Annotated in this window: 20 protein-coding genes; 10 read left to right on the top strand and 10 right to left on the bottom strand. The window is 58.8% G+C overall.

What is annotated here, in order from left to right:
• The first annotated feature begins 24 nt into the window (after window positions 1–24).
• From L2D14_07845 to cobD, 6 genes are all read left to right on the top strand, one after another.
• A complete protein-coding gene (locus L2D14_07845) occupies window positions 25–306 on the top strand; it encodes a SelT/SelW/SelH family protein (GenBank protein WNK01332.1) in 282 nt (93 codons plus the stop codon).
• A gap of 11 nt (window positions 307–317) precedes the next feature.
• Window positions 318–620 (top strand): cupin domain-containing protein, encoded by a 303-nt coding sequence (locus tag L2D14_07840; GenBank protein WNK01331.1) that lies wholly within the window; start codon window positions 318–320, stop codon window positions 618–620.
• A 99-nt stretch (window positions 621–719) separates the two neighbouring features.
• Window positions 720–2402 (top strand): amidohydrolase family protein, encoded by a 1683-nt coding sequence (locus L2D14_07835; protein WNK01330.1) that lies wholly within the window; start codon window positions 720–722, stop codon window positions 2400–2402.
• Between the two features lie 20 nt (window positions 2403–2422).
• On the top strand, window positions 2423–3316 hold the full coding sequence (locus tag L2D14_07830; GenBank protein ID WNK01329.1) for a DUF1932 domain-containing protein: 894 nt from the start codon (window positions 2423–2425) through the stop codon (window positions 3314–3316).
• A gap of 8 nt (window positions 3317–3324) precedes the next feature.
• The gene (locus L2D14_07825) at window positions 3325–4056 is read left to right on the top strand and encodes a sulfite exporter TauE/SafE family protein (protein WNK01328.1); all 732 of its coding nucleotides are present in this window, start codon (window positions 3325–3327) and stop codon (window positions 4054–4056) included.
• 35 nt (window positions 4057–4091) lie between these two features.
• Window positions 4092–5060: a threonine-phosphate decarboxylase CobD gene (cobD, locus tag L2D14_07820; GenBank protein WNK01327.1), complete on the top strand. Its 969-nt coding sequence runs from the start codon at window positions 4092–4094 to the stop codon at window positions 5058–5060.
• Here cobD and L2D14_07815 read toward each other — a convergent pair.
• The gene (locus L2D14_07815; GenBank protein WNK01326.1) at window positions 5040–5903 is read right to left on the bottom strand and encodes an alpha/beta hydrolase; all 864 of its coding nucleotides are present in this window, start codon (window positions 5901–5903) and stop codon (window positions 5040–5042) included. The genes cobD and L2D14_07815 overlap by 21 nt on opposite strands.
• A gap of 104 nt (window positions 5904–6007) precedes the next feature.
• Between L2D14_07815 and L2D14_07810 the strand changes: the two genes are divergently transcribed.
• Together L2D14_07810 and L2D14_07805 are read left to right on the top strand one after the other, a co-directional pair.
• Entirely contained in the window at window positions 6008–6481 is a 474-nt protein-coding gene (locus L2D14_07810; GenBank protein ID WNK01325.1) for a YbjQ family protein, read from the top strand.
• Between the two features lie 8 nt (window positions 6482–6489).
• Complete coding sequence (locus tag L2D14_07805) at window positions 6490–7377, top strand: mechanosensitive ion channel family protein (protein ID WNK01324.1); 888 nt, start codon at window positions 6490–6492, stop codon at window positions 7375–7377.
• 4 nt (window positions 7378–7381) lie between these two features.
• On the opposite strand, the gene L2D14_07800 is transcribed toward L2D14_07805, so the two are convergent.
• The gene (locus L2D14_07800; GenBank protein ID WNK01323.1) at window positions 7382–7876 is read right to left on the bottom strand and encodes a TerB family tellurite resistance protein; all 495 of its coding nucleotides are present in this window, start codon (window positions 7874–7876) and stop codon (window positions 7382–7384) included.
• A 98-nt stretch (window positions 7877–7974) separates the two neighbouring features.
• Between L2D14_07800 and L2D14_07795 the strand changes: the two genes are divergently transcribed.
• Window positions 7975–8922 carry a hypothetical protein gene (locus tag L2D14_07795; protein ID WNK01322.1) on the top strand — a complete coding sequence of 316 codons (948 nt, stop codon included), beginning with the start codon at window positions 7975–7977 and terminating at the stop codon, window positions 8920–8922.
• A 171-nt stretch (window positions 8923–9093) separates the two neighbouring features.
• Here the strand turns inward: L2D14_07795 and L2D14_07790 are convergent, their stop codons facing one another.
• From L2D14_07790 to L2D14_07760, 7 genes are all read right to left on the bottom strand, one after another.
• On the bottom strand, window positions 9094–10416 hold the full coding sequence (locus L2D14_07790; GenBank protein ID WNK01321.1) for an RsmB/NOP family class I SAM-dependent RNA methyltransferase: 1323 nt from the start codon (window positions 10414–10416) through the stop codon (window positions 9094–9096).
• Between the two features lie 21 nt (window positions 10417–10437).
• On the bottom strand, window positions 10438–11922 hold the full coding sequence (guaB, locus tag L2D14_07785) for an IMP dehydrogenase (GenBank protein WNK01320.1): 1485 nt from the start codon (window positions 11920–11922) through the stop codon (window positions 10438–10440).
• A gap of 141 nt (window positions 11923–12063) precedes the next feature.
• Window positions 12064–12771 (bottom strand): RlmE family RNA methyltransferase, encoded by a 708-nt coding sequence (locus L2D14_07780; protein ID WNK01319.1) that lies wholly within the window; start codon window positions 12769–12771, stop codon window positions 12064–12066.
• Complete coding sequence (locus tag L2D14_07775; GenBank protein WNK01318.1) at window positions 12761–13861, bottom strand: Ppx/GppA phosphatase family protein; 1101 nt, start codon at window positions 13859–13861, stop codon at window positions 12761–12763. The genes L2D14_07780 and L2D14_07775 overlap by 11 nt, the downstream gene beginning before the upstream one ends.
• A gap of 126 nt (window positions 13862–13987) precedes the next feature.
• Window positions 13988–15217, bottom strand: coding sequence for a hypothetical protein (locus L2D14_07770; GenBank protein ID WNK01317.1), 1230 nt, complete (start codon window positions 15215–15217; stop codon window positions 13988–13990).
• A 3-nt stretch (window positions 15218–15220) separates the two neighbouring features.
• Complete coding sequence (locus tag L2D14_07765; protein WNK01316.1) at window positions 15221–16750, bottom strand: MBOAT family protein; 1530 nt, start codon at window positions 16748–16750, stop codon at window positions 15221–15223.
• 66 nt (window positions 16751–16816) lie between these two features.
• Complete coding sequence (locus L2D14_07760) at window positions 16817–18340, bottom strand: anion permease (GenBank protein ID WNK01315.1); 1524 nt, start codon at window positions 18338–18340, stop codon at window positions 16817–16819.
• Between the two features lie 208 nt (window positions 18341–18548).
• Between L2D14_07760 and L2D14_07755 the strand changes: the two genes are divergently transcribed.
• Window positions 18549–18989, top strand: a complete 441-nt coding sequence (locus L2D14_07755) for an NUDIX hydrolase (GenBank protein WNK01314.1) — start codon at window positions 18549–18551, stop codon at window positions 18987–18989.
• Here the strand turns inward: L2D14_07755 and L2D14_07750 are convergent.
• Window positions 18986–19570 (bottom strand): hypothetical protein, encoded by a 585-nt coding sequence (locus L2D14_07750; GenBank protein WNK01313.1) that lies wholly within the window; start codon window positions 19568–19570, stop codon window positions 18986–18988. The two genes, L2D14_07755 and L2D14_07750, sit on opposite strands and share 4 nt — an antisense overlap.
• Window positions 19571–19660 lie beyond the last annotated feature (90 nt).

Raw genomic sequence — 19660 nt, 5'->3', positions numbered from 1 at the left:
TTTCCCCCGCTCAAGGAGCCCGTCATGTCCAAACCCGTCATCGAAATTCATTACTGCCGCACCTGCCGCTTCGTGTTGCGTGCGACATGGATGGCACAGGAACTGTTGTTCACCTTTGGCGATGATCTGGGGGCGCTGTCGCTGGTGCCCGACGAGGGCGGTACGTTCCGTATACAGACGCCCGATGGCAAGGTGATTTTCGACCGCAAGTCGGAAGGCCGCTTCCCGGAAAGCAAGGAACTGAAACAGCTTGTCCGTGACATCATCGCGCCGGCCAAGGATCTGGGCCACTCCGACAAAAATTAAGGAAAGACGTTATGTGTTCAGGCAAAACCGGCAACGCCCAACCGACCGTCTTCATCGACAACGAACGCACCCGCGTCACCGAATGGCGGTTCAAGAAACGTGGCGACAACACAGGCTGGCATCGTCATGAATACGATTACGTCGTCGTGCCGCTGTTCAATGGACAGCTTGAGATCGATACCGGCACCGGGGAGCGCACCATCGCACCGATGCAGAACGGTGTGCCGTACTTCCGCGAGGTCGGCGTCGAGCATGACGTTATCAACGGCAACGATTTCGAGTGTGCCTTTGTTGAGATTGAGTTCCTCAAGTAATCCCGCGCCCATAACCAACCAAAGCACGTGACCCGTCGCCGGGCGGCATTTAAGCTTGCACGCACGAGTTCGAATACAAATATCATTTCCGGAGGGGGCATGAACTTCGTCATCCGCAATGCGGCGCTTTTTGACGGCTCGGGCGCAGATGCCCGCCCGGCAACCGATGTTTGGGTAAAGGACGGAAAAATCGCCGCCATCGGACAGAACCTCGATGCCGCCGGGGCCGAGGAAATCGATGCTTCCGGCCTCGCCCTGATGCCCGGCATTATCGACAGCCATACGCACTTCGATGCACAGATCACATGGGATTCCGGAGTCCGGCCCTCGCCCGCCCTGGGCGTGACGACAGTCGTCATGGGTAATTGCGGGTTCACCATCGCGCCGTGCAAGGAAGATGACCGCGATCTGGTCATGAAGAACCTGACGCAGGTCGAGGGTATGTCGCTGGGCGCGCTCCGTGAAGGTATAGACTGGGATTTTGAAACCTTCCCGGAATACGTCGGCATGCTACGTGCCAAGGGTGTCGTGCCGAACGTCGCCTGTTTCCTGGGCCACAGTTCGATCCGCACGTACGTGATGGGTTCGGCCGCGACCGAGCGCGCTGCAACCCCTGACGAGATCGATCAGATGTGCGCCATCGTCGAGCAGGGCATGGCCGCCGGTGCCATCGGCTTCGCGACCTCGACGGCGCCACAGCACAACGGCTGGGGCGGTGTGCCGATGCCGTCACGACTGGCCGACGATGATGAATTGCTGGCCCTTGTACAGGCCATGGCCCGGTCCGGGCGCGGCATCTTTATGCTGACCAAAGGCAACCGCACGGACGTGCCGTATCTTGAAGAGCTGGCGAAAAAGACCGGTCGGCCGATCATGATCGCGGCGCTTTTGCACAATTCGACAAATCCCACCGGCACGCTGGACGAACTGGCCCGCATTGCCGAGGCCCGCGCACGCGGCCATGAGCTATGGGGCCAGGTCTCGTGCTGCCCGCTGACCATGGATTTCACCCTTAAATCCGCCTATCCGCTGGAAAGCTTCGAAAGCTGGCAGCCGCTGATGAAGCTCACCAAGGAACAGCTCTGCGAAAAACTCAAGGATCCTGCGCTGCGCCAGGCGGTGAAGGACGAGTTGGCCGCGCCTGCCGGGGTCCGGCTGTTCAACGGCGAATGGCACAAGATTGAAATCACCGAGGCGGCGACGGATGCCTACCGGGCGCTTGAGCATCGCACGCTTGCCGACATTGCCGATGAACGTGGGGTTGAGCCGCTCGATCTGATGCTCGACATCGCCATTGATGAGGACTTGGAAACCATCTTTACCGCCGTTCTTCTCAATTCCGATGAAGACGCCGTCGGCAAGATGCTGGTGCATCCTGCTGCCTCCGTCGCGTTGTCGGATGCAGGTGCGCACCTGACGTTTTTCTGCGATGCCGGTTTCGGGCTAAGCCTGCTTGGCCACTGGGCGCGCGACCTCGGCAAGATGAGCATTGCTGCCGCCGTGCATGAGCTGACCGGTAAACCCGCCGCGATTTACGGCATCGCCGGACGCGGTCTGATCCGCGAAGGTTATGCCGCCGATCTGATGCTGTTCGACCCTGAAACCGTGGCACGCGGCCAGAAACACCGGGTTTTCGACCTGCCCGCCGGTGCGCACCGCCTGACCACCGATGCGCTCGGTGTGCATGGGGTATGGATAAACGGCACACGGATCGTCGATGCCGACGGCCCCGTGGATATCAATGCCAAAACAGGTGAAGTCCTGACCGATTTCGCCGCCTGAATTTATAAAGGACCGCTGACATGAGCAACAAGACCATCGCCATCCTGATGCCGGGCGATATGGGACACGGCGTGGGACTGGCGCTTCGTGAACATGGATACGATGCCATTACATCGCTCTGGGGACGCTCGGAGCGGTCGAAACAACTGGCCGAAGCCGGCAAGCTGCGTGATGCAGGCGATCTCGATGCAGTGGTTGGCGAGGCCGACATGATCCTGTCGATCCTGCCCCCGGCCTCGGCCCTGAAGCTGGCCGAAGACGTTGCCGGGGCCATGGGCCGTACCGGCAAGACACCTGCTTATGTGGATTGCAACGCGATTTCGCCCGGCACCGCCATTGCGGTCGGCGAGAAAATCACCGCAGCAGGCGCGGCTTTCATCGACGCCGGGATCATCGGTCTGGCGCCGAACAAAAGCAAAAATACGCGGTTTTACGTTTCCGGTCCTGATGTATCGGCAATGGCGGACCTCAACGGCAAGGGCTTCGAAGTGATCTCGCTGGGCGATGCCATTGGACGCGCCTCGGCCATGAAGATGGTCTATGCAGCCCTGACCAAGGGAAGCTGGACCCTGTGGACCGCGGTCCTGCTGACGGCTGAGCGAAACGGCCTGTTGGATCCGTTGATCGAGGAATTCGAGCATTCGCAACAGGCCAATCTGAAGGCGATGCGGAACAAAGTCTCGGCGCTACCTGCCGACAGCGCGCGATGGGTCGGCGAAATGGAAGAAATCGCCAAGACATTCAGTGAAGCCGGTGTCAGCAGTGGTTTCCATGAAGGTGCGGCGTGGATTTTCGAACTGCTGAGCGAAACGCCGTTCGCCGCCGAGACACGTCAGAACATGGATACCTCCCGGACCATGGAGCAAAGCGTCACGGCCTACGCCGAAGCCCTCGCCAAGCGCCTTGGCGAATAAACGCCATAATGGAATCCTATGAAGTCATCGTCCTGGCGGGCGGTCTCGCGGGGGGGCTGGTGAACGGCCTGACTGGATTCGGCACCGGCCTGACGGCGCTGACGTTCTGGCTTTATGTCGTGCCCCCTGTCGTCGCTTCGCCGATGGTGGTGATCTGTTCCGTCGTCGGGCAGTTACAGACATTGCCGAAAATCTGGCATGCGATCAGTTGGAAACGGGTCATGCCGTTCATTATCGGCGGCCTGCTGGGGGTGCCGGTCGGCACATGGCTGCTGCCGAGCGTGCCGGTTCAGGTCTTCAAGATTTTTATCGGTGTTTTCCTGATAGGCTTTTGCAGTTTCATGCTGGCCAGCGGAAAAACGTTCAAGATCTCGTTCGGCGGGCGGACGGCGGATGGCATCATCGGCATGATCGGCGGCGTACTCGGCGGCATTGCCGGCCTGTCGGGCGCACCGACGACGATCTGGGCAAGCGTTCGTGGCTGGGGCAAGGACGAGAAACGCAGCATCTTTCAGGCCTTCAACCTGACGATCCTGGCGACGGCTTTTTTCAGCCAGTGGGCGGGCGGCTTGATAACCGCCGAGGTGGGGCGGATGACATTGCTTGCGCTGCCAGGCACATTAATCGGTGTCTGGCTAGGCCGCAGGCTCTATGAAAAGCTGGATGTAAAAGGGTTCGACCGGGTCGTTTACATCGTGCTGTTGTTGTCCGGTGTGACGATGATTTACTTCAGCCTGTGATGAAGTCCACGCGCCCCCTTCGCCACGGCGGCGACTTGAGCGCAGCGGCGGAAGCATTCGGCACACCCGAGCAAGGTTGGCTCGACCTCTCGACCGGGATCAATCCCCTGCCTTACCCGATAGACGATGCGCCCGCCGATATCTGGCAACGCCTGCCGGTGAAGGCCGATGCGGTACGCCTGATCGATGCTGCACGCAGCTATTACGGCGTTCCGGATGAAGCCGCGCTGGCAATTGCGCCGGGCACGCAGTCGATCATCCAGTGGCTGCCGGTATTGCGCGAGACGTGCTGCGTCCAGGTCCTCGGCCCGACCTATGAAGAGCATGCCGCGCGCTGGCGGGCTGTCGGCCACGACGTTGATATTATTGATGATTTCAAGAAGTCACATGCCGATATCCTGATCATCGTCAATCCCAACAACCCCGACGGGCGAACGATTGGCCCCGATGATCTGATAGACTGCACCGAACATCAGGCTGCTAAGGGCGGTTTGCTGATCGTCGATGAAGCCTTTGCGGATGTGGTACCGGAAATTTCCGTCATCCCGGCCTGTGGCCGTCCCGGTCTGTTGGTCTTACGCTCGTTCGGCAAGTTCTTCGGACTGGCCGGGCTGCGGCTGGGTTTCGCCGTCGGCCAGGCGTCCGACATCGCTCAGCTGGAAGCCGCGCTCGGCCACTGGTGCGTCGCCGGTCCGGCACTCAGTATCGGCGCCAGGGCGCTTGCGGACACGGACTGGCAGGAAAGAACCCGCACGCGGCTTAGCGAAGACGCCGCACGTCTCGATCAAATCCTGCGCGATTCGGGATTTGATATCGTCGGCGGCACATCCCTTTATCGCCTTGCCCGAAAAGACGATGCGCGGACGATCTATGAAAAATTGGGCCGCACCGGAATACTGGTGCGGATCTTCGACACCTATCCAGAATGGCTCCGGTTCGGTCTGCCGGGAACGGAGGACGGCTGGCAGCGGCTGGAACGGGCTTTAGCGATCCAGAATCCCTAACAATGCCGCGTTGAATTCGTCCGGTGCTTCATACATCACCCAGTGCCCCGCATCCTCGATGATGACGAACGGCACGTCCGGCTGATACGCAGCAAAGATATCGCGGCGCTTCAACAACTGATCACGCCCGCCGCCTGTGGCATCGTGGACGCCCCAGATACCGCCAAGCCTGGCCTTGACGTCCGGCAGTGCCTCAATCAGATGGGAACCGAGCGACAATGGCCGGGAACGAACACGTGCGCGGGCGATGTTCTGACGGTGTGTATAGACAGCCAGCGCGTCGATACTGTGTTTGTCGTGAAGCATCAGCAGACCGAGATTACGCCGGTGAATATCGTTCTTTTCCTGGTCGCTCATACTGCGCTTCGGGATTGCCGTGCCGACAACGCGAACATGCAAATCCCCAAAACCGCTGGCGCCAACGGCAACATACGTGCGCACGCGCTCGCCGACAGCTTTGGCAACACGCGCGCCGATCATGCCGCCGAAACTGAACCCTGCCAGATCGAAAGCAGCGGTCTTGCCGAGAACAGTGTCCAGCCCGGCAATGATCGGCTCGGCTTCGCTGTCCGGCGTCACATCGCCGAGTGCCGAGGCGCTGTTCCCCAGCCCCGGCATGTCGCAGGTAACGACCAGGCGCTCCTTCGACAAGACCTCGACATTCGCCATCCAGTGTGTCCATGAACCGAAACCGCCATGCAGCAGCAAAAGCGGCGTCTTGCCGGTATCCGTTCCCCATACATGCCACTCCATGTCGCCATCGCCAGAGGGCGTTTTCACGATCTCGGCACGGGCGATCAGGTTTTCGACGTATTCTCTGGGTTCGACGCTAACGTTAGGCATAGACGGAGGACTCCTCGTGAAGGGACGCAAAAGATGTCCGATCGGCACGCCGGGAACAAGCCCCGCAATGAAGTTTCCGGAAGCTGTTTTCAGACCCGCTTTCCATGGCATACTCGAAGCAAATCCATAACGAGGAGCGGCATATGTTCGGACTATTCGGCAAAAGCGAAGAGCAGATACAGGAACTGATCGACAATAAGCAGTACGACGAGCTGCCTCAGGAAGTCATCGAGCGCCTTGCCAACGACATCATCCTGACGACCGAACATGGCATGGCGGAATACCGTGTTATTGAGCGCATCGAGATCATTACCGCCGAATGTGTCTTCGGGATGAACCTGTTCAAGGATTTCTTCGCCTCGATCACCGATATATTCGGTGGCCGCTCCAAATCGTCACAGAAAGTCCTGCGCGATGCACGGATGACCTGCCTGGCCGAATTACGCCGCGAAGCCCTGATGGTTGGCGCCAACGCCGTTGTCGGCATTGACATGGCCTATAACGAAATATCCGGCGACGGCAAAAGCATGTTATTTCTTGTCGCCAGCGGCACTGCCGTCACGGTCGAACCGAATTAGGCGTTCCCATGGAAAACACTCAAGCCGCTGTCGGCGAACATCTGGACACGGTCTCGAAATACGTCGATCTGCTGGTCGAATTCGGCATCGAGTATGGATTCCAGCTTCTTGGCGCTCTCGTATTCCTGCTGATCGGCCTGAAGGTCGCATCGTGGATCGGCGGGCGCGTCGCATTGGTGCTGGAAAAGCGCGAGATAGATATCACCCTGGCGCGATTTATCGGCAACGTGGTCAAGATCGTCGCCATCGTCTTCTTGGTGATCATCACACTGGGTAATTTCGGCGTCTCCATCGCGCCGCTGATCGCATTGGCCGGTGCCGGGGCCTTTGGCGCCACGGTCGCGATACAGGGCCCTCTGTCAAATTACGGTGCTGGTGTTTCGATCATCCTGGCGCGGCCGTTCGTGGTCGGCAATACGATCGCCGTCAACAAGGGGGCCAGCGGCGTCGTCGAGGAAATCACCCTCGCCCACACCATACTGATCGGCGAAGACGGCGAGAAAATCACCGTCCCGAACAAGGAAATCGTCGGACGGATCATCGTCAACTCCGATACCCGCCGCGTGGTACAAACAAAGATCGCCATTCAGGCCGGCCAGGACATCGATGCCGCAAAGGCTGCATTGAGAAAGGCGGTCGCAAGCGTCAGCGAAATCACCGACGGGCCTGTACCGGAAATCGGCATCCACGACTTCACTTACGGCGGGATTATCCTCGGCATTCGTTTCTGGGTGCCGTCGAGCCGCTATTTCGAGCTTCGTTATCTTGTCAACGAAGCGGCCATGCGCGAGTTGGCGTCCGCCGGGGTGGAACTGATGGCCGCAGCCCCCACCTCTACGCCCGCACTTTCATTGTCGGCAGATGATGATGATACCGAGGAAGACCGGATTATCTGAACGCTTAACCCGTACCCTTGTCGATATGTCCGGCGAGAAATTCGTCGACCGGCATATCGATATAGAGGCCGCACTCGGCCGGATCGATACCGAATCTGGAGCAGATCGAGACAATTTCAATCTGATCGGCGAGGCTGACATCCCCATCCGCTTCACTCACGGCAAGGCAAATCCGCAGAAGCAGCGCGCCGGCCTCGAGGTCTTCGGAAACCCGGGCGATTGCCTCAATGGCCTTGTCATGGCCCTGTTTCGGATTGTCGAGCAGTGCCTCGGTATATTCACGGAAGATTTCAACACCTTCGTGCGGATCAAATACCTTGAGTTCGTCGAGTGTCTGCAGAATTTGATCGACGCGCACCTGTTCGGCGAGGCTCACCTCGCCATCCGTGGTTGCAACCACCGCACAGGCAGCCATCACACCTTCCAGAAAGGGACGGTTGCGCTGGCGCTCCAGACGTTCCTGAAACAGGCCGCTCAGGGAAGCTATGACACCGCCCATGAAACACTCCTTATTCCGAATTCCCCTGCCCGTGCTGCTCACTCCGCATTGACGAGCAGCGGTCTTCACAGGATACACTATCGTATGGGAGATGTCTTTTGAGTGAAAAGAATGTGTACCGTGTCAGGCTTTTGCGCTGGGGGGACAGCAGTTCCTCTGGTCGAACGGTGACGTTCAAGCTGCCGGATGACGAGGAGGACCACCCGTTCAAGGGTCTCGATGTCGGATCGAAGAACGGCCAGCTTCTGGAGATGGAAATCGCCATCTACGATGGCGAAGGCGACGTCGAGACACTCGGCCGGATTCGCAAACCGCGTGCGCGCAGCAAGCCCTCATTGCCTGTCATCAAAGACGAGACAACGTCCGGCTCGGCACCGGAGGCCCACCGCAAACGCGCACGCATGGAAAACGTGACACGCCGCATCATCAAACCCGCAAGCGAAGCGCCCGCACCATCTGCCGCCGCAGCCCCGGCCGCAATACCGCCATTGCCCCAACCGCAAATCCTGCCCGAAACAGCACCCCCACCCACCTCCATGGCGCCTGCCCCTCAATCCGCACCGTGGAGCGGCGACGGAACCGGCAACGGAAGCGCGAACGGCACAGACACCGGGGGCGGCAACCTTGATGCCGGCGATCTCGATGTTTACGCCAGTCAGATGGGTCAGGCGGCCGAGGCACTCGCGGCGGTCGCCGAGCGGCTTGACGATCAGGAGGATAACGGGCCGCAGTTTCCGACCATGCCTGGCGATGCGGATGACAATGTTGACCCCGGCATCAGAGCGGTCCGCCGCGCCGTTGATCTTTGCAAGGCGATCGACAAGCAACGTGCCGGTTTTTACTACTTTATGCGCTCAAGATACCCCGAAGCGCCGAAAGTGCCGGGCGAGGAAGGAAACTGGAGCCGGGACGCGAAATCGACCCGCGACCGGGTCTGCCTGCACTGCGAGGCAACGGAACTGGACGACCTGGCCCAGGACCATGAAGCGAGAAAAAAATTCGAAGAACTGGAAACGGAGTTCGAACGCCACGAACGGCTACGTTAAACGGCGAACTCTGTGACGTTCAGGTAGCAGTTATATCCGTCGGATGCGGTCCCTGAAGAGGATGTTCTTCCTCCGTGCCCGGTACTGCCTGCATCATGTCCATGTCATTTCCCCTGACGGTGACGATACTTCATGCTCGCGCTCAATTGTTTATATTTTATTACAGCAGTCTTATTCCCGCCGCTCAAGTACTGCGCAAAAAAAACCGTCCGTCCCGGTTGTTGCCGGTGACAGCCGCAAACACGGTCCCGCGGGCGGCGGGGGGCCGCCGACGGTTTCCGCCCACACTTCTTCTATCGGTAAAGGCTGAAAACGGGGATCGCTTTCGACGAACCATGCCAGCTGCTGTTCGTTTTCTTCCTGCAACAGCGAACACGTCACATAAATCAGCCGTCCGCCCGGTTTCACCAACTTCGACGCATCACGCAAAATGCGCTGCTGGGTCTCACGAATCTCGGCCAGATCCTCAGGCGTAAAGCGCCAGCGTGCATCCGGATTTCGCCGCCAGCTGCCGATCCCGGTACACGGCACATCACACAGCACCCGGTCGGCGGTCCCCGCATTTTCAGCGATCCAGGGCTCATCGACGGCCGCAATGACACGGCGTTTGACCGCCATCGCGCCGGCGCGTTTCAGGCGCGGGATCATCCGGTCCATGCGGTATTTGGAAATATCCAGCGCGAACAACTGGCCGATAAGCTTTCCGCCGTCCGACATGTTTGCGGCCATTGCCAGTGTTTTGCCGCCGGCACCGGCACAAAAATCGACAACCCGTTGACCCGGTTTTGCGCCTGCCAGCAAGGAAACCAGTTGCGACCCTTCGTCCTGGACATCGACAAGGCCTTCCTTGAAGGCGCGGGTACCGCCGAGCCGAACCTTGCCTTCAACCCGAATGCCGAGAGGCGACAGCGCCGTCGGGGCGCAACTCACGTAATCTTCCTGCAGGCGCGCCAATGCTTCTTCGGATGTTGTCTTGATGGTGTTGACGCGAAGATCCAACGGCGCCGGCTGGTTGAGCGCCGACATCTCGCGTTCAAGCTCGTTCCCCCAGAGCGCGCGAAATGACCGGTCCATCCACTCCGGATACTCAAGGCGGACATAATCGGGCATGTCCTTGTTCAGCAACGGCCGCCCATAAAGGGCATCGATGAGTTGGGTCTCGGCATGCGCGAGAGGGGCCGGGCAATGCCGGACACCGGAGAACATTTGCGCGAGATCGTCCGGCTGAGCGCGCTCCTGCAGGATAAGGTGCGCAATCGCCCGTGACCTCGGTGCGGATTCAAGGTCCAGACCTGTCCGCTCTATCCACCAATCCAGTTTGGCGCGACGGCGCAGAATATCATAAACGCGGGCGTTGATATCACGGCGGTCACCCGACCCGGCATAACGCCGGGTTCGGAAATAGCCGTCGATGATCTGATCGGGAGGCTGGTTATCGGCGTCAATGGCCGCCAGCAGATCAATGGTTGCCTGCACCCGGGCGCCGGGGGTCATGCCCCGTTTCTCCCGGTCAGCTTATCCATCCGCGCGGTAATTGGGGGCCTCGCGGGTGATGGTGATGTCGTGGACATGGCTCTCACGCAGCCCGGCATTGGTGATGCGGCGGAACTTCGCATTGTTTCGAAGATCTTCAATCGTCGCCGCCCCCGTATAGCCCATGGCCGAGCGCAAACCGCCCGTCAGCTGGTGAATCACCGTGCCGATCGGACCTTTATAGGGGACCCGGCCTTCGACCCCTTCGGGGACCAGCTTCAGGTTGTCCGAAACTTCTTCCTGGAAATAACGGTCGGCGGAGCCGCGCGCCATGGCGCCCAGAGACCCCATGCCACGATACATTTTATAGGACCGGCCCTGGAACAGCAGAACTTCGCCCGGACTTTCATCGGTTCCCGCGAACAGCGAGCCGATCATGACCGCATCGGCCCCCGCCGCAATCGCCTTGGCGATATCGCCCGAATACTTGATGCCACCATCGGCAATGCAGGGGATGCCGACCTTGTGGCACACCTCGGCAGTCTCCAGAACGGCGGAAAACTGCGGCATACCGACGCCGGCGATCATCCGCGTCGTGCAGATGGTGCCGGGGCCTATACCGATCTTGACGCAATCGGCGCCGGCATCGATCAGCGCCTTCGCCGCATCCGGCGTGGCGATATTGCCGGCCACGACCTGGGCATAATTGGAAAGTTTCTTGATGGCGGAAACCGAGTTCAACACCCCGGCAGAATGCCCGTGCGCCGTATCCACGACGACCACGTCACATCCGGCGTCGAGAAGCGCCGCGGCCCGTTCACGCCCGGCATCGCCGACACCGGTCGCAGCAGCGACACGCAGCCGGCCATGCTCGTCCTTGCAGGCGTTCGGGAACCGCTCTTCCTTTTCCATATCCTTGACGGTAATCAGACCGACGCAGCGGTAATCGTCATCGACAACCAAAAGGCGCTCGATCCGGTATTGGTGCAGAAGCCGGCGCGCCTCGGTGCCGTCGACACCTTCCTTGACCGTGATCAAAGGCATATCCGCTGTGTTGCGGGTCATCAGTTCGCTGATCGGCTGATCGGGGTTGGTGGCAAAGCGGATATCGCGGTTGGTCAGGATGCCGACCAGTTTCTTCGAGCCGCGTTCAACCACAGGCATGCCGGAAAATCCGGTTTCAGCTTTCAGGCGGAGCGCATCGGCGAGCGTCTGTTCCGGATGGATGGTCAGCGGGTCGGAAACCATGCCGCTTTCGAATTTCTTGACGCGGCGAACCTCGGCGGCCTGCTCTTCGATCGTCATGTTCTTGTGCAACACGCCGATGCCGCCGGCCTGTGCCATGGCGATCGCCAGCGCATGCTCGGTGACCGTGTCCATGGCCGCCGAAATCAACGGGATATTAAGGGCAATGCTTTTGGTCAACCGGGTCCGTGTGTCGGTTCCCGCAGGCAATACGCTGGATGCCTGGGGCACCAGCAAAACGTCGTCAAATGTGAGAGCTTCTTCGATCTTGGGCGGTGCCATGACGCCTCCGGTTTCCGCTGTGGCGTTGGCGCGTCATAATACACACGCCGAAACCTTTAACAAGCGCACTGCGCAACGATTTTTAGGGGCCCTCAAAATCGTTGGCTGAGCTTGAATATACGGTCTGCCGAGCAGCGGACGTCAGCCTTCATTTCCCCCGCGAAAGCCCATCGCGACCACATAAACTTCTGCCGAGTCGCTGCGGCTCGCCGGCGGTTTGGCATGCTTGACCGTCCTGAAGTCCCGCTTCAGCGCGGCAAGCAGTTCGTTTTCCGTCCCGCCCTGTAAAACCTTGCCGACAAACGTGCCGCCCGGTTTCAGCACATCGGCGGCAAAATCGACGGCGACTTCAAGCAGACCCATGATACGCAGGTGATCGGTTTGCGGATGGCCGGTCGAGGAGGCGGCCATGTCGCTCAGCACAATATCGGCAGCGCCGCCAAGCAACTCTTTGAGGCGGTCCGGCGCATCGTCGTCAAGGAAATCGCCTTCAATCATGTCGGCGCCGGGAATCGCCTCCATCTCCTGCAGGTCGATGCCGACGACATGCCCCTTGTCACCGATCCGCTGCATCGCCACCTGCGTCCAGCCCCCGGGGGCAGCCCCCAGATCGATGATTTTCGCCCCCTTGCTCAGAAAGTGGAACTTATCGTCAAGCTCAATCAGCTTGAATGCGGCGCGCGATCGATAACCCAGTTTCTTGGCCTCAATCACATACGGATCGTTGAGCTGGCGCTGCAGCCAGCGCGTCGACGACAGGCGGCGGCCCTTGGCGGTTTTGACCCGTGTGTGCAGTCCACGGTTGCCGGTGCCTTTCTTGCCACCCTTGCCGGTACCTTTATCGGCCATCGCCGCTTCCCCGGACGAGCGGCAGCGAGTTTGCCTCTGGCCGCTGCAGATCGAGGCCGAACTTGTCGTGGCCGTCGGCCGCCATCAGTTCCGCGAGAATTCCTTCGCGGATGCCACGATCCGCGATCCCCAGCTTGCCGACCGGCCAGCGTTCACAGACCGCACGCAGTACCGCCAACCCCATCAGCATCAGATCGCCGCGGCCATGACCGAGGCAAGGATGCGCAATGCGCTCGTCGCATGTCATGCCGGCCAGCCGCGCCCCGATCTGCCGAATACTGTCAAAACGAATTTCCAGACCATCCACCCTGTTTCTCTTGTATCGCGGTAATTCGAGATACATTGCGCCCAGCGTCGTCACCGTCCCCGACGTCCCGACCATGCGTACATTATTCGCGGCAATCGCCTCGGATATATGGTTGCGGGCATCGAACGGTGAAATAGCGTCATCAACCCTGCGCAGCAATCCCTTAAAGATATCCGTCGGCAATGCTTCGGCGCCGAATTCGTCCCTGAGCGAAACAACCCCGAACGGCAACGATATCATATCGATTATTCTCGCCGGCTCTCCACGGGGTGTTTCAACCCAGATGATTTCCGTGGACCCGCCACCGATATCGAATACCAGTGCATTCCCGTAACCTGTGCGCAGCAAATCTCCACACCCGGCAACGGTCAACGCAGCTTCCTCGCCAGGGCCGATAATTTCCAGATTTAACCCCGTCTCGCTTCTGACCCGTTCGATAAAATGAGCGGCATCGCCAGCCTGACGGCAGGCCTCAGTAGCGACGGCACGCGCCAACTGCACGTTGCGGCTCGCCATGCGCTCGGCACAGTGTTTGAGCGCGGAGATCGTCCGATTGACGGCGGTGCGCTGTAATTTACCCGTTTCAGAAACCCGTTCACCAAGCCTGACCACCCGCGAATATCCATCAACGACGTTGAATCCGGCATCATCAGGCACGGCGATCAGCATGCGGCAGCTATTCGTGCCGAGATCGATGGCGGCATAGGTCTTACGCTGATCGACGGATTCAATCCCGCGACCCGCGCCCTTTGCCCGTGAATTTCGTGCGAAACCGGGCTTCAAAATTCCTCCCTCGGGCTGTTGCGCCCGTTGATATTCTTTATTCCTGCCAGCTTACTGACCGGCAAAGGGATTTGAAAGGATATCGGACGTCGGGCCCTGTACGGCCTGCCCCTCATTCACACCGCGCTAATGCGCCCATTTGGCCGCTTCCCCGACCTCTTCGGGGTGCGTTTCGGCATAACGGGTACGATTTGCACGTATACCGGCGAGCGCCGGGGCGATCGTTTCCGGCGTCAGGAGCCTGCCGAAGTCTTCAGGCAACGCCTGGGACGGCTTCGCGTAAATCCGTTTCAGCATCAATCTGCCGACAGCCGGCTTGAAGTGCGAACCATCCGTGTACCAGCGCATCGGCGAAGAATCATACGGGATTTCTTCTGTCGTGATCGAATTATAGCCGGAAAAATCCCAGAGAGGGTAAGGCGGCTTGCCTTCGCGCTCTGCTTCTTCGAGCGTGATCTGCAACAAGGCACGTTTCCAGTCTTCCCATGTTTGCCACATCCCGCCGGCATACAGGACTTCCCAAATGCGTGCATGGCTGGGTGAAATGACAATTCGCAAGTCGACACCATGGGCATATGCATCGCGCACCATCTGCCGGACCATCTGTACCGGCGAGGTCGGATCGCCGGGGTCGGTAATATTCCAGCGCCGTTCACGCTCCGGCTGCCAGGCCTCGGTGCCGAACATATGCTCCATATAACCGAATTGCTGGCGATGCGAGCCTTTGGTCCTGAGCCACGCGGCGTCACTCCTCCACCAACTGGAACCATCGGCATGCTGAACCATAATGTCGTCCCGCCCCTGACGGGCAATCGTCCTGATGCTCGAGCGAAGCGTATCCCAGGCGAAAAGCGTGCGCAGCGGCTCAAGAACATCCGGTGTATTCGGCGTGCCGTCGATATTGACGAGAAACCGCGCTTCATCGAAACCGGGCCGGGTCACCCAATCACGATCGAACATCCAGAGGTCGAGCGACAACAGTGCATGCTTGACCGTGCCGAGAGCCAGCGCGTGCTGAAAATAACGCATCGCCTCATAAAGATAACCGCCGTACAGACTGAGATTGTAAACCGGCCGGGCGTCATCGGGCCAGGCGGGGTCATCGGGGGGGACGCCCAGTAAGGCGCGCGAGGAACCGACGACAATACCGGCAGGCGGATGCGCACGGACCTGATACGCCTTGACCATGCGCACATGCTTGTCGACATCCGCCTTGATCGCATTGAAGCCTTCGATCTCTGGCCCCGGGAACAGACCAAACGGATCGACAACGAAGTTAAACGCCCCTATCAGGACATACAGTCCGAAGGCGAGGCCAAGAAAAATGCCGGTGTATTTGCGGGCTGGCGTTTTCATGGATCAGAACCGGAAATAAAGGAATTCACTGACTTGCGTCAGCATCAGGAACGCAACCAGCGCCAGAACGGCACTGCCGAATGCCCATGGCATGGTCAATCGCCATTCAGGGCGGATCCCGCCCGGCAGCTTGAAGCGCTTATCCGGCACACCGAGCGCCGGACGGTAGCGGCGCATCAACTGATAGATATTCGGCATCGCGACAGCAATCACAAGCGCCACGGCAATCCACCGCCAGGCCCGCCGCGCGGTCTGGAAATTGACATCCTGATCGGCGATCACGGCGCCGTCGACGATGCCAAGCGCAGGCAACAAATCGTTCAGCCCGGCCATCCCATGCAGCATTATCATCGCACCGCCGAAGGTTTCAGCACGGAAAAACACCCAGGCCAGGGCCACGGCAAAGAACGTCACCGCCCAGGCGACGAGCCGATAGGCCGTGCCTTGCCCCTGCCAGCCGAACCGCTTCCTTATATGCCGCCAACCGTGATTGATGATCAGAAACAGCCCGTGCAGGCCGCCCCAGACCACGAATGTCCATCCAGCCCCATGCCACAGACCGCCCAGCAACATGGTGACCATCAGATTGACATACCGGCGGGGCGCCCCCTTGCGGCTGCCGCCCAGCGGCACATACAGGTAATCCCTGAGAAACCGGCTCAACGTCATGTGCCAACGGCGCCAAAATTCGATGATGCTGGTGGTTCTGTAAGGAGAAAAGAAGTTCACCGGCAATCGCACGCCGAACAGCCTTGCCAGTCCGACCGCCATGTCCGAGTAGCCGGAGAAATCAAAATAGATCTGCAGGGTATAAGCGAGCGTCCCCGACCAGGCCCGCGCAAATCCCAGGCTCATACCTGCATCGGCATCGGCGAACACCGGAGATGCATATAGCGCCAGATGATCTGCGATCACGACTTTCTTGAAAAGACCGGCGGCGATCAGCGTCAGGCCGATTGCGGCATGGCGGCTTGAAAGGCTTTTCGAGAATGCCCGCTCATACTGCCCCATGACTTCCGAATGATGCACAATCGGGCCTGCGATAAGCTGCGGAAAGAACGTCACGAACAACGCGTATTTGAAGAAATCGCCTTCACCTGCAATGCCCTTGTGACAGTCCACCAGATAGGCGATCTGCTGAAACGTGAAAAACGATATGGCCAGCGGTAACGCGACCTCGACGGGACCGAAACCGGCACCGGACACGGCATCCGCGATCCCGGCAAAAAAGCCGAGATACTTGAACCAGCCGATCAGACCCAGATTGAGTGCGATCCCGGCGATCAGAACAGGCTTGTTCGCCACTCCGGCACGCGTGCCTTGTGCCAGTATCCGCCCGAGCCCGTGATTAACAACGACGGACCCAATCAGTAAAATCAGATAGACCGGGTTCCACCAAGCATAGAAAACCAGCGACATGGCAAGCAGCCAAAGCATCACTGCGCGCGCATTGCCGATGTTCGCCAACACGGCAAAACCGAGCAGCGTCAGCGGTAAAAACGCAAACAGGAATGTGTATGAATTAAAAAGCATCGGCCCATCCGTCGTCCGTTCTTGGCCGATGCATCCCCGGACGGCAAGTTAAAATCAAAACGGACGTTAAATCAGATGCGTGATCAGCCAGTAAATCACGGCAGCCAGCAGCGCAGATGCAGGCACCGTTATCACCCATGCTGCGGCAATCGACAGCATATGCTGACGGCGGACGAGCTTTCGTTTGCGATATTTGCGCCACGATTTGAACAGCTTGCCTTCGTCTATGCCGGCCAGTGTATCAGGACTGATGACACCAACACCGGCCCCCCCGCCACCGCGGTTGGCAATGGCTTCACGTACGAAACCAACGCCGAAAACAGCACCGATGGCAATATGCGTGGAACTGACCGGCAGGCCCAGTCCCGAAGCAATAATCACCGTGATCGCCGCAGAAAGCGCGACACAGAAAGCGCGCACCTGATTGAGCTTGGTAATCTTCTCGCCGACCAGCTTGATGATTTTCGGTCCAAACAGTGCAAGCCCTATGGAAATCCCTATCGCACCGATCAGCAGAACCCAGAACGGTAACGGCGCCTTGGCCGAGATCGTTCCCAGCTCGACGGCGCTTACGATAGCCGCCAACGGTCCGACCGCATTGGCGACATCGTTCGAACCGTGCGCGAAAGACAACAATGCCGCTGAACAGATCAACGGCAGCGTGAACAGCTTCGCCACGGATTTCCTTTTGTTTTCCATCCCTTCCGACGCCCTGGCGACAACACGGCGCGACCAGACAAAGGAAACGGCGGCGACGCCTGCTGCAACCAGCATGATCATCGTCACGTCCGGTTTCCAGATACGTTTCAGCCCCTTGATCATCAGATACACGGAAAACACCGACGCCATGATCGCGACCAGAACCGGCACCCAGCGGCGGGCCGCGGCTATCTTGTCCTGACGAAACAGGATCGAGCTTTTGATGAACATCAGGAACAACGCTGCAATCACGCCGCCCATGACAGGCGATATGACCCAGCTCGCGGCAATCGCACTCATTACCGGCCAGTTGACGGCACCGATACCCGCCGCGGCAATACCCGCCCCCATGACACCGCCGACAATGGAATGGGTCGTCGATACCGGCGCGCTCAGAAACGTCGCCAGATTAACCCACAGCGCAGCAGACAGCAGCGCCGACATCATCGCCCAGATAAAGATATCTACATCGTCGATCGACTTGGTTGAGATGATGCCCTTGGAAATCGTCGATACAACTTCGCCACCTGCAATCAACGCCCCGGCGGCCTCGAAGATCGCCGCAATCACAAGCGCGCCGGCCATGCTCAGCGCCTTGGAGCCAACTGCCGGGCCGACATTGTTGGCGACATCGTTGGCGCCGATGTTCAGCGCCATATACCCACCGATGACGGCGGCGGCGATCAAGACACCATTGGCTTCGCCCCCGGAATATATAAATGTGAATCCCCAAACCCCGACGAGGAACAGCAATCCCATTCCGATGCTGTAGACACTGGCGCCGACTTCCTTTGCCGCATGCTCAAGTTGATTGAGCCGCTTCAAATCCTTGTCGAGCGGTTGCGGTTTCAGATCTTGCGGCTGCTTCTGTTTATCGCTGAAAAAATTCATGCCCTGCTGGCTCTGTTGCCGTGTCCGGTTTGAGGTTGCCTGATGCTGACGTCGCTCGAATACAATTGGCACAGCAAGCGGATTGTCATGAAATTGTCATATGGTTAACCAAATAAAAAGACCGTAACCGTAGTTTGATCAGACTTATTTGGGGAAAAGTAGCTGGTATCGGGTAATTCCGGCTATGATACGGAAACGGGGAAATCCAATGGCGCGTACGGACGGTATTCCACAATCTGCGGTAATTGCTTACTGCTTCGAATCCGGGACCCCCAAGGTCCTGATGATCACGTCGCGCGGGCGACGTCGCTGGGTCTTGCCGAAAGGCCGAATCGAAGATGGCCAATCGGCGAAAGAATGTGCCCTTCTGGAAGCTTACGAGGAAGCCGGCATCAAGGGCGAGGTCTCCACCAAGATCGGGGTTTACTCCTACACCAAGCTCGATCAACCCGAAGACAATTCTTACCGGGTCAAGGTCTATCCCATGGTTGTGTCTTCGATTTCCGACGACTGGCCAGAGAAAGATCAACGCGACAGGCTATGGATGGACTTCAAGAGCGCCGCAAACGCCGTTGAAGAGCCTGAGTTGAGAACCCTACTGCACGATTTCGGCGATATGCTGTCAACGCTGGTGGCGCAAGAAGTTTAAGCGCTGAAACGGGTCTGCTGAGTTGAAATTTCTTGGTGCTCGAACGTGTTGCTGTCGCACGGAATTTCAGAAGCATACGTAATTGCCGCCAGTTGAATGATCGTCGAACCCGCACCTGCAAGCGGCACAATCAGTCTTTCGTAAGAATCTTCAGAACGGCCTGGGCGTTTCATTGCCAATTCGCCCCGGTTTTTTTCAGCAGCGATAACGCAGCTTTGTGTCCACTGCGGGCAGCCCGATGCAACGGCCATGTTAAAGGCTGCTAACTGTTGCGAGCGATATGGGCCAAGATTGATTTCATCAAGGAATTGGCCGGTCGTTTCGCCGCCAAATAACTCGACGGCCTTCGTGCCGACGAACCGTAGCTTGTGGCGGCAACGTTCATAATCGACATCACACAGAATGATGTAAGGCGCCAACCGGTGAATATTCATCAGGTCGAAATCGATGACCTTCGCCATGCCGTTTTCAAAAGCAAGTTGGGATGTATGTACCCAGAACTCACGGACAGCGAGGGATTTCATAAAACCCGGCGCCACAGACTTGTCATCCGGCGAATTGGTCAGCGAAGGTGTAGCCATGATCAGAAGATCATCCTTTTCAGAATCTGGCGCTCACGCGCTTCCCCCGCTGCGTCAGTCGAAAAGGATGCCCAAACTCCGGGTTCCGGA

Source organism: Thalassospiraceae bacterium LMO-JJ14 (assembly GCA_021555105.2).
Taxonomy (GTDB): Bacteria; Pseudomonadota; Alphaproteobacteria; order Rhodospirillales; family Casp-alpha2; genus UBA4479.
This window is presented reverse-complemented; position numbering and strand designations above follow the sequence as displayed.

Coding starts and splice junctions, on each gene's coding strand:
- L2D14_07845 (WNK01332.1), top strand. CDS start 25: ATGTCCAAACCCGTCATCGAAATTCATTACTGCCGCACCTGCCGCTTC.
- L2D14_07840 (WNK01331.1), top strand. CDS start 318: ATGTGTTCAGGCAAAACCGGCAACGCCCAACCGACCGTCTTCATCGAC.
- L2D14_07835 (WNK01330.1), top strand. CDS start 720: ATGAACTTCGTCATCCGCAATGCGGCGCTTTTTGACGGCTCGGGCGCA.
- L2D14_07830 (WNK01329.1), top strand. CDS start 2,423: ATGAGCAACAAGACCATCGCCATCCTGATGCCGGGCGATATGGGACAC.
- L2D14_07825 (WNK01328.1), top strand. CDS start 3,325: ATGGAATCCTATGAAGTCATCGTCCTGGCGGGCGGTCTCGCGGGGGGG.
- L2D14_07815 (WNK01326.1), bottom strand. CDS start 5,903: ATGCCTAACGTTAGCGTCGAACCCAGAGAATACGTCGAAAACCTGATC.
- L2D14_07810 (WNK01325.1), top strand. CDS start 6,008: ATGGCATACTCGAAGCAAATCCATAACGAGGAGCGGCATATGTTCGGA.
- L2D14_07805 (WNK01324.1), top strand. CDS start 6,490: ATGGAAAACACTCAAGCCGCTGTCGGCGAACATCTGGACACGGTCTCG.
- L2D14_07800 (WNK01323.1), bottom strand. CDS start 7,876: ATGGGCGGTGTCATAGCTTCCCTGAGCGGCCTGTTTCAGGAACGTCTG.
- L2D14_07790 (WNK01321.1), bottom strand. CDS start 10,416: ATGACCCCCGGCGCCCGGGTGCAGGCAACCATTGATCTGCTGGCGGCC.
- guaB (WNK01320.1), bottom strand. CDS start 11,922: ATGGCACCGCCCAAGATCGAAGAAGCTCTCACATTTGACGACGTTTTG.
- L2D14_07780 (WNK01319.1), bottom strand. CDS start 12,771: ATGGCCGATAAAGGTACCGGCAAGGGTGGCAAGAAAGGCACCGGCAAC.
- L2D14_07770 (WNK01317.1), bottom strand. CDS start 15,217: ATGAAAACGCCAGCCCGCAAATACACCGGCATTTTTCTTGGCCTCGCC.
- L2D14_07765 (WNK01316.1), bottom strand. CDS start 16,750: ATGCTTTTTAATTCATACACATTCCTGTTTGCGTTTTTACCGCTGACG.
- L2D14_07760 (WNK01315.1), bottom strand. CDS start 18,340: ATGAATTTTTTCAGCGATAAACAGAAGCAGCCGCAAGATCTGAAACCG.
- L2D14_07755 (WNK01314.1), top strand. CDS start 18,549: ATGGCGCGTACGGACGGTATTCCACAATCTGCGGTAATTGCTTACTGC.
- L2D14_07750 (WNK01313.1), bottom strand. CDS start 19,570: ATGGCTACACCTTCGCTGACCAATTCGCCGGATGACAAGTCTGTGGCG.